16 protein-coding genes and 3 tRNA genes are annotated in these 13,700 nt (G+C 72.1%); 12 read left to right on the top strand and 7 right to left on the bottom strand.

Annotation, left to right across the window (positions count from 1 at the left end):
• Nucleotides 1-28: 28 nt before the first annotated feature.
• Both RV983_RS15820 and RV983_RS15815 read right to left on the bottom strand, forming a co-directional pair.
• Nucleotides 29-691, bottom strand: a complete 663-nt coding sequence (locus RV983_RS15820; protein ID WP_475986428.1) for an SDR family oxidoreductase — start codon at nt 689-691, stop codon at nt 29-31.
• A 28-nt stretch (nt 692-719) separates the two neighbouring features.
• Entirely contained in the window at nt 720-1,973 is a 1,254-nt protein-coding gene (locus RV983_RS15815; protein ID WP_475986427.1) for an amidohydrolase family protein, read from the bottom strand.
• Nucleotides 1,974-2,187: 214 nt separating this feature from the next.
• Between RV983_RS15815 and RV983_RS15810 the strand changes: the two genes are divergently transcribed.
• The 7 genes from RV983_RS15810 (at nt 2,188) to RV983_RS15780 (ending at nt 5,870) form a co-directional block, all read left to right on the top strand.
• Nucleotides 2,188-2,260 (top strand) — tRNA-Thr (locus RV983_RS15810).
• A gap of 46 nt (nt 2,261-2,306) precedes the next feature.
• Nucleotides 2,307-2,379 (top strand) — tRNA-Met (locus tag RV983_RS15805).
• 89 nt (nt 2,380-2,468) lie between these two features.
• The gene (gene rpmG / locus RV983_RS15800; protein ID WP_004571794.1) at nt 2,469-2,633 is read left to right on the top strand and encodes a 50S ribosomal protein L33; all 165 of its coding nucleotides are present in this window, start codon (nt 2,469-2,471) and stop codon (nt 2,631-2,633) included.
• A 98-nt stretch (nt 2,634-2,731) separates the two neighbouring features.
• A complete protein-coding gene (locus RV983_RS15795; protein WP_475986426.1) occupies nt 2,732-3,184 on the top strand; it encodes an FAS1-like dehydratase domain-containing protein in 453 nt (150 codons plus the stop codon).
• 4 nt (nt 3,185-3,188) lie between these two features.
• A complete protein-coding gene (locus tag RV983_RS15790; RefSeq protein ID WP_475986425.1) occupies nt 3,189-3,623 on the top strand; it encodes a MaoC family dehydratase in 435 nt (144 codons plus the stop codon).
• Nucleotides 3,624-3,732: 109 nt separating this feature from the next.
• A complete protein-coding gene (locus RV983_RS15785; protein WP_475986424.1) occupies nt 3,733-4,290 on the top strand; it encodes a TetR/AcrR family transcriptional regulator in 558 nt (185 codons plus the stop codon).
• Nucleotides 4,291-4,400: 110 nt separating this feature from the next.
• Nucleotides 4,401-5,870, top strand: coding sequence for a DHA2 family efflux MFS transporter permease subunit (locus tag RV983_RS15780; RefSeq protein ID WP_475986423.1), 1,470 nt, complete (start codon nt 4,401-4,403; stop codon nt 5,868-5,870).
• 70 nt (nt 5,871-5,940) lie between these two features.
• Here RV983_RS15780 and RV983_RS15775 read toward each other — a convergent pair whose 3' ends face one another.
• Nucleotides 5,941-6,414: a winged helix-turn-helix transcriptional regulator gene (locus RV983_RS15775; protein WP_475986422.1), complete on the bottom strand. Its 474-nt coding sequence runs from the start codon at nt 6,412-6,414 to the stop codon at nt 5,941-5,943.
• Nucleotides 6,415-6,536: 122 nt separating this feature from the next.
• On the opposite strand from RV983_RS15775, the gene RV983_RS15770 reads away from it, so the two are divergent.
• The gene (locus RV983_RS15770) at nt 6,537-7,706 is read left to right on the top strand and encodes a thiolase family protein (protein WP_475986421.1); all 1,170 of its coding nucleotides are present in this window, start codon (nt 6,537-6,539) and stop codon (nt 7,704-7,706) included.
• A 73-nt stretch (nt 7,707-7,779) separates the two neighbouring features.
• Nucleotides 7,780-8,835 carry a UDP-N-acetylmuramate dehydrogenase gene (locus tag RV983_RS15765; protein WP_475986420.1) on the top strand — a complete coding sequence of 352 codons (1,056 nt, stop codon included), beginning with the start codon at nt 7,780-7,782 and terminating at the stop codon, nt 8,833-8,835.
• Here RV983_RS15765 and RV983_RS15760 read toward each other — a convergent pair.
• Nucleotides 8,825-9,346 (bottom strand): N-acetyltransferase family protein, encoded by a 522-nt coding sequence (locus RV983_RS15760; protein WP_475986419.1) that lies wholly within the window; start codon nt 9,344-9,346, stop codon nt 8,825-8,827. The genes RV983_RS15765 and RV983_RS15760 overlap by 11 nt on opposite strands.
• Before the next feature lie 67 nt (nt 9,347-9,413).
• The gene (locus tag RV983_RS15755) at nt 9,414-10,046 is read right to left on the bottom strand and encodes an NAD(P)-dependent oxidoreductase (RefSeq protein WP_475986418.1); all 633 of its coding nucleotides are present in this window, start codon (nt 10,044-10,046) and stop codon (nt 9,414-9,416) included.
• A gap of 57 nt (nt 10,047-10,103) precedes the next feature.
• On the opposite strand from RV983_RS15755, the gene RV983_RS15750 reads away from it, so the two are divergent.
• Nucleotides 10,104-10,712 (top strand): TetR/AcrR family transcriptional regulator, encoded by a 609-nt coding sequence (locus tag RV983_RS15750; RefSeq protein WP_475986417.1) that lies wholly within the window; start codon nt 10,104-10,106, stop codon nt 10,710-10,712.
• On the opposite strand, the gene RV983_RS15745 is transcribed toward RV983_RS15750, so the two are convergent.
• Together RV983_RS15745 and RV983_RS15740 are read right to left on the bottom strand one after the other, a co-directional pair.
• Nucleotides 10,702-11,715, bottom strand: coding sequence for an adenosine deaminase (locus RV983_RS15745; RefSeq protein WP_475986416.1), 1,014 nt, complete (start codon nt 11,713-11,715; stop codon nt 10,702-10,704). The genes RV983_RS15750 and RV983_RS15745 overlap by 11 nt on opposite strands.
• A 119-nt stretch (nt 11,716-11,834) precedes the next feature.
• Entirely contained in the window at nt 11,835-13,052 is a 1,218-nt protein-coding gene (locus tag RV983_RS15740; RefSeq protein ID WP_475986415.1) for a pyridoxal phosphate-dependent aminotransferase, read from the bottom strand.
• Nucleotides 13,053-13,255: 203 nt separating this feature from the next.
• Here RV983_RS15740 and RV983_RS15735 point away from each other — a divergent pair.
• Nucleotides 13,256-13,328, top strand: a tRNA-Trp gene (locus RV983_RS15735).
• Between the two features lie 61 nt (nt 13,329-13,389).
• The gene (secE, locus tag RV983_RS15730; protein ID WP_475986414.1) at nt 13,390-13,689 is read left to right on the top strand and encodes a preprotein translocase subunit SecE; all 300 of its coding nucleotides are present in this window, start codon (nt 13,390-13,392) and stop codon (nt 13,687-13,689) included.
• Nucleotides 13,690-13,700 lie beyond the last annotated feature (11 nt).

The raw sequence follows: 13,700 nt of genomic DNA, 5'->3' as shown, positions 1-13,700 counted from the left end.
TGTGACGGCCAAACGAATGAAGTGACGTTCAGTTGCCGGCGACGTCCTTGACCGCGACCGGCACCGGGGTGTGACCACCGATCAGTTCCAGCGTCAGGCCGGCCGTCGACGGGGTGTCCAGCAGCTCGGCCAGGACCGCGGCGACGTCGTCGCGGGTCACCGAGCCGTACCCGGTGGACGCGGCGAGCCGTACCCGCCCGGTGCCGGGGTCGGTGGTGAGCCGGCCCGGCCGCAGGACGGTCCAGTCCAGGGCGCTGCGGTGCCGCACCGCCGCGTCGGCGGCGCCCTTGGCCTTCAGATAGGCGGCGAACGCGTCGTCGGTGCCCGGCCGGGGATCGGAGTCGGCGCCCATCGACGAGACCATCAGATAGCGGCGCACGCCCGCGCGTTCGGCCGCGTCGGCGAGCAGCACGGCGGCGTCCCGGTCGACCGTCTCCTTGCGCGCGACACCGCTGCCGGGTCCGGCGCCCGCGGCGAAGACCACCGCGTCGGCGTCCCGCAGGACGTCCGCGACCTCGCCGGCCGAGGCCGACTCCAGGTCCAGGACGACCGGCTCCGCGCCGGCCTCTCTCAGCGCCGCGGCCTGTTCGGGCTTGCGGATGATGCCCGCCACCTCGTCACCGCGCCCGGCGAGCAGCCGCTCCAGCCGCAGCGCGATCTGTCCATGTCCACCAGCGATCACAGTGCGCATGCCATCGACCGTACGCCCGCCGGACGCCTCATGCCGGATCTCGGCGGCTCCTGGACTGTCGTGGCAGGTCGAGCGCGAGCGTGTCGGTGAACTCGCGGACGGCACTGGTGCGGGAGACCACCCTCCCCCGGTGGATCACGACCCGGCTGTACGCGAGCGACAGCGCGTTCTCCAGGCGCTCGGCGCGCACCGCCAGCAGCTCCGCGGGGAAGCCCGCCTCGACCCGCACCTCGGGCAGGCCCATGACGGCCCGGGCCTCGCGGCTGATCGCGTCATAGGCCTCCGCGGAGGAGCACTCGCCGTGCGACGCGAGCAGGAACGCGGCCTCCAGGGGGTCGCCCCGGCCCACCGGATTGGTCAGGTCGCGCAGCGCCCCGCTGCCCGCGGCGACGCGCACCCCCGCCGCGCGCAGGGCGCGCACCGGGGCGGTGGTACCGCGCCGCACGGACTCCATGGCGCCGCAGCCGCCCTGCGGCAGGGCGGTCAGCGAGACCCCGGCGGCCGCGAGTTGCCCGGCGAGCCGGGTGACGGTGTCGGCGGGTTGCAGGGCCAGCCCCCCGCACGGCCCGAGGGTGACCCCGGGCCGCAGGCCCCCGGCCATGGCGGCGAGCCGGGAGAGCCGGGCGGGGTCGGATGCGTCGGTGTGCAGGTCGACGGGGAGGCCGTACTCCGCGGCGACGCCGAGCACCGCCTCCGCGTACCCGGAGGGATCGGGGTCCAGGTCGGGGCAGCCGCCCACCACGCCGGCGCCCATCTTCAGCGCGTCATGGAGCATCGCGAGGCTGTCCGCGCCGGCCGCGCCGGTGAGCACCCGGGGCACGGCGACGGCCTGCACCTCGATCAGCCCGCGCAGAGCACGCCGGGCCTGGAGGACGGCCTCGACCGCGCGCAGCCCCTGCACGTCGCCGATCCGCGCGTGGGCCCGCACCGCGGTCACGCCGTGGCCGAGCTGGAGGAGGGCCGCCTCGGTCACCCGGCGCTGGACCTCCTCGCCGTCGTACGAGGGCGGCCCGGCGCAGTCGGCGGTCAGGGCGGTGTCGAGGTGGGCGTGCGGTTCGGCGGGGGCGGGCAGCAGCAGGTAGCCGGCGAGGTCGACACGGGGTGTCTGTCCGTCACCGGTGAGGCTGCCCGCGGTGCCGACGGCCTCGATCCGCGGCCCGGCCAGGCGCACGTCGACCGTCCGGCCGTCGACGAGGCGGCCCCCGCAGAGCAGGAGTGCGGGCGCCGGGGCGGATTCGCCGCGGAGCGGGTCGGCGGGCGGTTGCGGCTGGCTGTCGGTCATCGCGCTCCTCGGGGCCGGAGGCAAGATCACGCAGTTCCGAGCCTAGGGGCCGGTGCCCGATCCGTCCGGGAAGAGAGAATAGTCGTACTGGTGCTGTCAAGTGACGTACGGGACCGGGTGGGTGGCGTGCGGCCGTCCCCGGAGGGACGCGCCCGGTGCCCACTAGATACGGATTTCACCTTCGGCGACGGACCGTGTAATGTCTTCCTCGCTCGCCCCAATAGCTCAGTCGGCAGAGCGTCTCCATGGTAAGGAGAAGGTCTACGGTTCGATTCCGTATTGGGGCTCTGATGATCAGGTGACCCGCCTCCCGGCGGGTGATCTCCTCATCGAAGCGGCGTAGCTCAGTCGGTAGAGCAAGCGGCTCATAATCGCTGTGTCACCGGTTCAAGTCCGGTCGCCGCTACCTTGCGTAGCCGATTGTGGGATCGGTCCCTCAATCGGCTACTCTTTCCGTGTTCGAAACCTTATTACCGTTCGTCAAGGAGCACTCACGTGGCCGCCACCGACGTCCGCCCGAAGATCACGCTGGCCTGCGTGGAGTGCAAGGAGCGGAACTACATCACGAAGAAGAACCGGCGTAACGACCCGGACCGTCTTGAGATGAAGAAGCACTGCCCGCGCTGCAACGCGCACACTGCGCACCGCGAGACGCGCTGACACAGGCCGTAAGTAGTCCGACGAGGCCGTCCCTGTACTCCAGGGGCGGCCTCGCGGCGTTGTTGGACCAGGAACCACCACAGCTCCAGGAGGTGCCGATGGCGCTGGACCAGTCGTTCGTGGGGCGGAGCTATCCCCCCACCGCTCCGTACGAGGTCGGCAGGGAGAAGATCCGCGAGTTCGCCGAGGCGATCGGCGACCCGAACCCGGTCTACATCGATCCCGAGGCGGCCAAGGCGCTCGGGCACCCCGATGTGATCGCCCCGCCGACCTTCGCCTTCGTCATGACGTTCAAGGCTTCGATGCAGGTCATCCTCGACCCGGAGCTGGGACTGGACTACGGGCGGGTCGTCCACGGCGACCAGCGGTTCGCCTACACCCGCCCGGTACGGGCCGGTGACCGGCTGTCCGTGACGGTCGCGATCGACGCGATCAAGTCGCTCGCGGGCAACGATGTCATCGATGTCCGCGGCGAGGCCTACGACGAGAGCGGCGAGCACGTGGTGACCGCGCTGACCAAGCTGGTGGCGCGCGCGCCGGAGGGTGAGTGAGCTGATGGCGGCGAAGATCTCCTACGACGAGGTCGAGGTCGGCACCGAACTGCCGGCGCGGTCGTTCCCTGTGAATCGCGCCACGCTCGTGCGGTACGCGGGTGCCTCGGGTGACTTCAACCCGATCCACTGGAACGAGCGGTTCGCCAAGGAGGTGGGCCTGCCGGACGTGATCGCGCACGGCATGTTCACCATGGCCTCGGCGATCCGTGTGGTGACGGACTGGGTGGGCGACCCGGGCGCGGTCGTCGACTACGGGGTGCGCTTCACCAAGCCGGTCGTGGTGCCCGACGGCGAGGAGGGCGCGCTCATCGAGGTCAGCGCCAAGGTCGCGGCCAAGCTGGACGACGACGAGCGCACGGTGCGGGTCGATGTGACGGCCGTCAGTGCCGGGCAGAAGGTGCTGGGCATGTCCCGCGCGGTGGTCCGGCTGGCGTAACCGTACCGGCGTACGCAGGGGGAGGCGGCGGGGTGTCCCGCCGTCTCTCCCTTGTTCTACCTTGTTAGTGACTGATAACTTACTAAGTATGGCGAGCGACGGAATGCGGATGAGTGCGGACGAACGCCGCGAGGCGGCCGTGCGCGCCGCGATGACGGAGTTCGGCATGGGCGGCTACCACGGCACGTCCACCGGCGCCATCGCCAAGCGCATGGGGGTGTCGCAGCCGTACCTCTTCCGGCTCTTCCCGAACAAGAAGGCGCTGTTCCTGGCCGTGGCCGAGCGGTGCGTCCGCAGTATCGAGGCGCACTTCGAGAAGGCGGCGCAGGGCCTGGAGGGGGAGGAGGCCTTCGAGGCGATGTGCGGCTCGTACCAGGAGCTCATCACGGGCGGCGACGTCCTGCGGATGCAGTTGCAGATGTACGTGGCCGCCGTCGACGACGAGGAGATCCGCGACGCCTGCCGCAGCGGTTGGCTGGGGCTGTGGGAGTACGTCACGGTGCGCACCGGGGTGGGCGAGCGGGGGGTGGCCGAGTTCTTCGGCACCGGGATGCTGGTGAACGTGCTGGTCGCGCTGGGTGTCCCGCCCGGCGCGCGCTGCTGGACGGGCATCGAGGAGCTCTACGCCGACCGCTTCCCGGGGAATCCCCCGGCCGGCGGGCACTGAGCGCATAGACGAAGGGCCGGTTGGTCGCCTGCCGGCCGGGCCCTGCCGGGCGGACGTCTGTCCGCGAAAGTTATTGATCAATTACTAATAAGCTTGGGGGAACCAGGACCATGGAACCGGCACAGCGAGACAAGCGGCAGGACGCTCCCGCGGGACGCGGGGGTATCGGCTGGGCCCTGCTCATCACCAGCGTCGCCGGCTTCATGGCCGCGCTGGACAACCTCGTGGTCACCACCGCGCTGCCCTCCATCCGCAAGGACCTGGGCGGTGCCCTGGAGGACCTGGAGTGGACGGTGAGCGCCTACACGCTCACCTTCGCCGTCCTCCTCATGTTCGGCGCGGCCCTGGGCGACCGCTTCGGGCGCCGGCGCATGTTCCTGGTCGGGCTCGGCGTCTTCTCCACCGCCTCCGCGGGCGCCGCGCTCGCGCCGGGCATGGGCGAGCTGATCGCGGCCCGCGCGGTCCAGGGCGTCGGCGCCGCCATCCTCATGCCGCTGACCCTCACCCTGCTGTCGGCCGCGGTGCCGCCGCAGCGGCGCGGGATGGTCTTCGGCATCTGGGGCGCGGTCAACGGCCTCGCGGTCGCGGCCGGCCCGCTGATCGGGGGCTCGCTGACCGAGCACATCTCCTGGCAGTGGATCTTCTGGGTCAACGTCCCGCTCGGTCTGGCGCTCATCCCGCTCGCCCGGCTGCGCCTGGCCGAGAGCCGCGGCCCCAACCCGCGGCTGGATGTGCCCGGCACGCTGCTCGCCAGCGCCGGCCTCTTCGGGATCGTCTACGCCCTGGTCCGCGGCAACGCCGACGGCTGGACCAGCGGGCCGGTGCTCGGCGGCCTGATCGCGGGCGGCGTCCTGCTCGCCCTCTTCGTGCGGCACGGCATGCGGGCCCGCAATCCGATCCTGCCGATGCGGCTGTTCCGCAGCCGCGCGTTCGCCGCGATCAACGCGGCGAGCCTGCTGATGTTCCTCGGGATGTTCGGGTCGATCTTCCTGCTCAGCCAGTTCCTGCAGGGCGTCGCGGGCTACACCCCGACGGAGGCGGGGCTGCGGATGCTGCCCTGGACCGGCATGCCGATGATCGTGGCGCCGATCGCGGGCTTCCTCTCCGACCGGATCGGCGGCCGCCCGGTCGTCGCGGCGGGACTCGCCCTCCAGGCGGTCGGGCTCGGGCTCTTCGCCCTGGTCATCGAGCCGGGTGTGTCCTACGGAGCGCAGATCCCGGCGCTCGTCGTGAGCGGTGTCGGCATGGCCCTGTACTTCGCGCCGAGCGCCAACATCGTCATGAGCAGCGTTCGCCCGGAGGAGCAGGGCATCGCCTCGGGAGCCAACAACGCCCTGCGCGAGGTGGGCGGCGCGCTCGGTGTGGCCGGTCTGGCGGCGGTCTTCTCCGCCCAGGGCGGCTACGAGTCCGCCACCCGCTTCGTGGACGGCATCACCCCCGCCCTCTGGGCCGGCGCGGCGGCGGTCGGTATCGGCGCGGTCGCGGCACTCCTCGTACCGGGGCGGCGTTCCGCCGCGGCGGCCGCGGAGAAGGCCGGCGCGGCCGGGGACGCGCGGCTTCCGGTGGGCGCGGAGCAGTGACGCCGACGCCCGTGCGGCCCCACCCCCGAGCCGGGGTGGGGCCGCACGGCGTTCATCTGACGCCGGCGGATCAGCCGACGGGGCCGCTGTGGTCCCAGTCCGGGGTGTTGAGGGTGAGCGCGAGGCTGCCCTCGCCCACCGTCTCCCCGCAGGTGCGGCACGTCTCCACGGGGTCGAAGAGGTGGTCGTGGTGGCGGAAGGTGACCGGGGGCTCGTCGACGATCCATGTGTCGCCCCATCTGACCAGGGCGCGGAGGACCTCGGTGAGGTCCAGGCCGGCGGCGGTGGGGTGGTACTCGTACCGCGGCGGGCGCTCGCTGTACGCGCGGCGCTCGATGACGCCGGCCTCCTCCAGCGCGCGCAGCCGCGCCGTGAGCCGGTCGCGCGGCGCGCCGGTGTTGCGGGCGATGGCGTCGAAGCGGTGGTTGCCGTAGAGGATCTCGCGCATCGCGAGCAGCGCCCACTTCTCCCCGACGACCTGGAGCGCGGCGGCGGCGGAGCAGGGGCGCCCGGGGAGTGCGGGACGGGCTGTGGTCGGGCTCACCGGTCCAGTCTCACATGGCAGGTTGTGATTTCAAATCGACTGGTCCTACTCTGGAGTAGGGAGTTAGTTGGATATTCAAATCAACCCCCGGAACCCCACCCTCACCCCAGGAGGCGACCCTCATGCGTGACGCCGTCATCGTCGAAGCCGTCCGCACCCCCATCGGCAAGGGCAAGACCGGTGGGGCGCTCGCCGGCACGCACCCGGTGGAACTGCTCGCCCACACCCTCGCGGAGCTCGTCAGTCGCAGCGGCATCGACCCGGCGCTGGTCGACGACGTCGTCGGCGGCACCGTGGGCCAGGTCGGCGAGCAGGCCATGAACACCACTCGCTGGGCCTGGCTGTCCGCCGGTTTCCCCGACTCGGTCCCGGCCACCACCGTCGACCGCCAGTGCGGGTCCTCGCAGCAGGCCGTGCACTTCGCCGCGCAGGGCGTCATCGCGGGCGCCTACGACATCGTCGTGGCCTGCGGAGTGGAGTCGATGAGCCGGGTGCCGATGGGGTCCAGCGTGCTTCCCGGCTCCGACCCGTTCGGGCCCGGCATCGCGGAGCGCTTCCCCGGAGGGCTCGTCCCGCAGGGCATCAGCGCCGAGTTGATCGCTGCCAAGTGGTCGCTCGGCCGTGAGGCCATGGACGTCTTCGCCACCGAGTCGCACCGCAAGGCCGCCGCGGCGTGGGCGGCGGGCGCCTTCGACGCGGAGGTCGCCCCGCTCGCCGGGCTGACCGCCGACGAGTCGGTGCGCCCCACGACCACCCCGGAGGTCCTGGCCGGGCTCCGTCCCGCCTTCGCCCACCCCGGGTACGCCGAGCGCTTCCCGCAGATCGACTGGTCGGTGACCGCCGGCAACAGCAGCCCGATCAACGACGGCGCCTCCGCCGTCCTGATCATGAGCGGTGAGACCGCCGAGCGCCTCGGCCTGCGTCCGCTCGCCCGGCTGCACAGCTTCGCCGTCACCGGCTCCGACCCGCTGCTGATGCTGACCGGCGTCATCCCGGCGACCGAGCGGGTGCTGCGCCGCGCCGGGCTGGGCCTGGACGACATCGACCTGTTCGAGGTCAACGAGGCCTTCGCCGGCGTCGTCCTGGCCTGGCAGCAGGAGACCGGTGCCGACCCGGCCAAGGTCAACGTCAACGGCGGTGCCATCGCGCTGGGCCACCCGCTCGGGGCCAGCGGCACCCGGCTGATGACCACCCTCGTCCACGCCATGCGGGCCCGCGGCGCGCGCTACGGGCTGCAGACCATGTGCGAGGCGGGCGGGCTCGCCAACGCCACGATCCTCGAGGCCCTGTAAGCGGCGGCGGAGCGAACCGGGAGCGGGCGGGCGGGGCCCTGGCGGGCGCCGTCCGCCCCGTACTCTGAATGCCGTGCACGTACTCCACGACGCCCCGCTCGCGCCCCTGACCACCTTCCGCCTCGGCGGCCCCGCCACCCGCCTGGTGACCGCGACCACCGACGCCGAGGTCGTCGAGGCGGTCCGGGAGGCGGACGCGTCCGGGACACCACTGCTGGTCATCGGCGGCGGCAGCAACCTGGTCATCGGCGACGAGGGCTTCGCGGGCACCGCGCTGCGCATCGCCACCCGGGGCTTCGAACTGCACGGCACCGCACTGGAGCTGGCCGCGGGCGAGGTGTGGACGGACGCCGTCGCCCGCACCGTGGAGGCGGGCCTGGCGGGCGTGGAGTGCCTGGCGGGCATCCCGGGCTCCGCCGGGGCCACGCCGATCCAGAACGTGGGCGCGTACGGCCAGGAAGTGGCGAGCACGATCACCGAAGTGATCGCGTACGACCGCGTCGCGGGGGAGACCGTCACGCTGGACAACGCCGCATGCGCCTTCTCGTACCGCCACAGCCGCTTCAAGGCGGATCCCGCGCGCTACGTCGTGCTGCGCGTCCGCTTCGCGCTGGAGGACGCCGGCGGCATGTCCGCCCCCGTGAAGTACGCCGAGGTGGCCCGCGCCCTGGGGGTCGGTACCGGCGACCGGGTGGCCCTGGCCACCGCCCGCGAGACGGTGCTGAAGCTGCGCTCCGGCAAGGGCATGGTGCTGGACCCGGAGGACCACGACACCTGGTCGGCGGGCTCCTTCTTCACCAACCCGATCCTCACCGAGGCCGCGTACGCCGACTTCCTCAGCCGCGTCCACGACCGCCACGGCCCGGACACCGAGCCGCCCGCCTACTCCGCGGGCGACGGCCACATCAAGACCTCAGCGGCCTGGCTGATCGACAAGGCGGGGTTCACCAAGGGGTACGGCAGCGGCCCCGTCCGCATCTCCACCAAGCACACCTTGGCCCTGACCAACCGCGGCTCCGCCACCACCGCCGACCTGCTGGCGCTCGCCCGCGAGGTCGTCGCCGGCGTCCACGAGGCCTTCGGCGTCACCCTGGTCAACGAGCCGGTGACGGTCGGCGTCAGCGTCTGACCTGGCCGGGACCGGAGCCGGAGCCGGAGCCGGGACCGAGGTCGCCGAGCTCCAGCTCACCGACCACTTGGTCCCCGCTGGTCTCCCCGGTCAGGCGGAAGCCGAGAGTCTCGTAGAAACGCCCGGGACCGCCCGGACCCGGCACCCATGTGCTGGTCATCCGGGTGCCTCCGCGCCGGCGGATCCCGGCGGCGACCTCAGCGACGGCGAAGCGGCCGTAACCGCGGCCCTGCTCCCGCGCGTCCACGAGCAGCCGCCACAGACCGGACCGCACGTCACGGCCCGTGCCGTCGCCGGTCCAGTCGATGTCCAGGAACGCCATCACGAAGCCGACCGCCCGGCCGTCGTCGGTGATCAGCCGCGGCCAGGCGGTGTCCTGATGGACGTACGCCTCGGCGAGGGACTTCACGACCGGCGCGACCAAGTGCTCCTGCCCGGTCCTGACCCTCAGGCCGAGCGCCGCGTCGAGATTGCCGGCGGTGATCGTCTCCAGGCGTGGCGTGTGTGTCATGCCGGGAACGATGCCGCAGCGGCCCGGCGGGCGGGAAGCGATTTTCCGGGGCCGGTAGCGCCCGGCGTCAGTACGCCACGCCCAGCGCCTGCTTCACCGTCGCGGTGTCGCCGATCGCGGCGAGCATCGCGTGGGCGACGTCGGCCCGGCCGATGCTGTGGCCGGCGCGCAGGTTGGCGCCCAGGGCCGTCCGGTAGACCCCGGTCAGCGGCCTGTCGTTGAGCTTCGGCGGCCGGACGGCGGTCCAGTCGGTGGCGCTGCGGCGCATCTCGTCCTCCATCTCGCGCAGGTCGTCGTAGACCGGCCGCAGCAGCCCGGAGACCACGGACGTCACGATCCGCCCGAGCAGCGTCTCGCCGTCCGGGACGGGGCCCAGCGGCGCCGCGCTGACCGCGACGAAGCGGCGCACGCCCTCGGCCTCCATGGCGCGCAGGACCGGACGGGTGATCCTGGTGGCGATCCCCGCGTCCTTGCGCCGCCGCGGACCGAGCCCGGACAGCACCGCGTCCCGCCCGGCGACCGCGGTGCGCAGCGGTTCGGGATCGGTCAGCGCCGTGGTGACCACCCGCAGGCCGGTGCCGGTCACCGGCAGCCGGGCCGGGTCGCGCACCACCGCGGTCACGCCGTGGCCCTGCGCCAGCGCCTGACGCACGATCTCCTGTCCGATGCCGCCGGTCGCTCCGAACACCGTGAGTTCCATCGCAGATCTCCCCGAGGGATAGGTGGGTGAGTATTCACTCACTAATAGGGTGAGCGCATGCTCACCCCCGAGTCAACGCCCACACGGCAGCGAATTCTGGACGCCGCCGACCGCCTGATGCGCACGATCGGCCTCGCCAGGACGACCACCAAGGAGATCGCCAAGGCGGCCGGCTGCTCAGAGGCCGCGCTCTACAAGCACTTCGCCAACAAGGAGGAGCTCTTCGTCCACGTCCTGGCGGAGCGGGCGCCCCGGCTCGGGCCGCTGATGGCCGAACTGACGGCGGACCCGGGCGGCCGCAGCGTCGAGAGCTGCCTCGCCGACATCGCGCGCACCGCAGTGCTCTTCTACGAGTCCAGCGTGCCCATCGCCGCCTCGCTCTTTGCCGAACCCGCCCTGCTGGCCCGGCACCGCGAGGCCCTGCGCCCGCTGGACCGCGGGCCGGTCGTCCCGCTGCACGCCCTGTCCCGCTACCTGCGCGCGGAGCGCGCGGGCGGCCGCATCCGCGCCGACGCCGACACCGACGCGGCGGCCGCGCTGCTGCTCGGTGCGTGCTATCAGCGCGGCTTCCTCAACTGCTATCTGGGCGAACCCGTCGACGACCGGCCGCTGGAGGAGTTCGCCGCCGCCATCGCCCGCACCGTACTGGCCGGAATCAATCGCTGAGCCAGTCGTCGATGCCGGCCAGCAGCTTGCTGCGCACCCCCTGCGGGGCCGCCGACCCGCGTACGGACTGGCGGGCCAGCTCGGCCAGCTCGGCGTCGCCGAAGCCGTGCGTATCCCGTGCCAGCTCGTACTGAGCGGCCAGCCGCGAGCCGAACAGCAGCGGGTCGTCCGCGCCCAGGGCCATCGGCACCCCGGCGTCGAAGAGCGTGCGCAGCGGTACTTCCCCGGGCTCCTCGTAGACGCCCAGGGCGACATTGGACGCGGGGCAGACCTCGCAGGTCACGCCGCGTTCGGCGAGCTTCGCCATCAGCCTCGGGTCCTCCGCGGCCCGCACGCCGTGCCCGATACGGCTCGCGTGCAGGTCGTCGAGGCAGTCACGGACGCTGCTCGCACCGGACAGCTCGCCCCCGTGCGGGGCCGCCAGCAGGCCGCCCTCACGGGCGATGGCGAAGGCCCGGTCGAAGTCCCGCGCCAGGCCGCGCCGTTCGTCGTTGGAGAGCCCGAAGCCGACCACGCCGTTGCCGGCGTAGCGCACCGCGAGCCGGGCCAGCGTGCGGGCGTCGAGCGGGTGTTTGGTGCGGTTGGCGGCCACGACCACGGCCATGCCCACGCCGGTGTCGCGGGAGGCGCTCTCCACCGCGTCCAGGATGATCTCCATGGCCGGGATCAGCCCGCCCAGCCGGGGCGCGTACGAGGTCGGGTCGACCTGTATCTCCAGCCACCCCGAACCGTCCCTGGCGTCCTCCTCCGCGGCCTCCCGCACCAGCCGCCGGATGTCGTCGGGGGTGCGGAGCACCGATCGCGCGATGTCGTACAGGCGCTGGAAGCGGAACCAGCCGCGCTCGTCGGTCGCGCGGAGTCTCGGCGGCTCGCCGGAGGTCAGGGCCTCGGGGAGGTGCACCCCGTACTTGCCGGCCAGTTCCAGCAGGGTCGCCGGCCGCATCGAGCCGGTGAAGTGCAGGTGCAGGTGCGCCTTGGGGAGGAGGGAAACATCGCGTGCCATTCAGAGATCCTGCCGCATCGGCCGAGGGTGCCGGTAGCGCTTTCCCCGAACGAGGGCTTGCCCGCACACGCGCGCGGGCCCCGGCCGACCCGGCCGGGGCCCGCGACAGCGCCGATGCGTCAGGCCTTGGCCTCGCCCAGCAGCTTCTGGATCCGGGAGACGCCCTCGACCAGGTCCTCGTCACCGAGCGCGTACGACAGACGCAGATAGCCCGGAGTGCCGAAGGCCTCGCCCGGTACGACCGCGACCTCGACGTCCTCCAGGATGATCTCGGCGAGCTCCACGGAGCTCTGCGGCCGCCTGCCGCGGATCTCCTTGCCGAGCACGTCCTTGACCGACGGGTACACGTAGAACGCGCCCTCCGGCTCGGGGCACACCACGCCCGGGATCTCGTTGAGCATCCGCACGATGGTCTGCCGGCGCCGGTCGAAGGCCTCGCGCATCCGCGCCACGGCCTCGAGGTCGCCGGAGACGGCGGCCAGGGCGGCGGCCTGTGCGACGTTGCTCACATTCGAGGTGGCGTGCGACTGGAGGTTGGTCGCGGCCTTGATCACGTCCTGGGGCCCGATGACCCACCCGACGCGCCAGCCGGTCATGGCGTAGGTCTTGGCGACGCCGTTGACCACGATGCACTTGTCGCGCAGCTCGGGCAGGAGCGCGGGCAGCGAGACGGCGGAGGCGCCGCCGTAGACCAGGTGCTCGTAGATCTCGTCGGTCAGCACCCACAGGCCGTGCTCGACGGCCCAGCGGCCGATCGCCTCGGTCTCGGCCTCGCTGTAGACGGCGCCGGTCGGGTTGGACGGCGACACGAAGAGCACGACCTTGGTGTTCTCGGTGCGCGCGGCTTCCAGCTGCTCGACGGTGACCCGGTAGCCGCTCGTCTCGTCGGCCACGACCGCGACCGGGACACCGCCGGCCAGCCGGATCGACTCCGGGTACGTCGTCCAGTACGGGGCCGGGACGATGACCTCGTCGCCCGGGTCGAGGATGGCGGCGAAGGCCTCGTAGATGGCCTGCTTGCCGCCGTTGGTGACCAGGATCCGGGAGGGGTCGACCTCGTAGCCGGAGTCGCGCAGCGTCTTGGCGGCGATCGCGGCCTTCAGCTCCGGCAGCCCGCCGGCGGGGGTGTAGCGGTGGTACTTCGGATTGCGGCACGCCTCCACGGCCGCCTCGACGATGTAGTCGGGCGTGGGGAAGTCGGGCTCGCCGGCACCGAAGCCGATGACCGGTCGCCCGGCGGCCTTGAGCGCTTTGGCCTTGGCGTCCACGGCGAGCGTCGCGGACTCGGAGATCGACCCGATGCGGGCCGACACGCGTCGTTCAGTTGCTGCGGTCATGTCTGCATCGTCGCAGACCGCGGGGGCCCCGGGCACACGAGTTCACCTTCCGGGCAGAACCGAGCCCAACCGCGCCGAACACGCAACGCATTCGACGGCCGGGCCCGGAACACGTACACTCATCCGTCGATGGCCCCCGCGAGCCGATCATGCCTGTGCACATCGTGCACTCGGCCGGATGCGGTACGTTGGGGGACACTCAAAGGGTCGTAGCTCAATTGGTAGAGCACTGGTCTCCAAAACCAGCGGTTGTGGGTTCGAGTCCCTCCGACCCTGCTGTTCGCAGGCACACGCTTCTTTGTTGTATCGGCAATCAATCGGATTCAGGTGAGGACGAGTGACGGAAGCCCTGGGCTCGACCGCAACACCTGAAAGCGGTCGTCCTGACGACGGCTCCGCGGACGACGGCTCCAAGAAGGCTCGTCGCGGCGGCAAGCGCGGGAAGAAGGGCCCTCTGGCCCGCCTCGCGCTCTTCTACCGCCAGATCGTGGCGGAGCTCCGCAAGGTCGTGTGGCCGACGCGCAACGAGCTCAGCACGTACACCAGCGTGGTGATTGTCTTCGTTGTGGTCATCATCGCGATCGTGACCGTGATTGACTGGGGACTCAACAAGGGCGTCTCGTACATCTTCGGGTGATTCCCCTCGCG

This window comes from Streptomyces sp. RLA123 (assembly GCF_056270165.1).
Note: the sequence above shows the minus strand (reverse complement) of the source record. Positions and strands in the feature narration are given on the sequence as shown.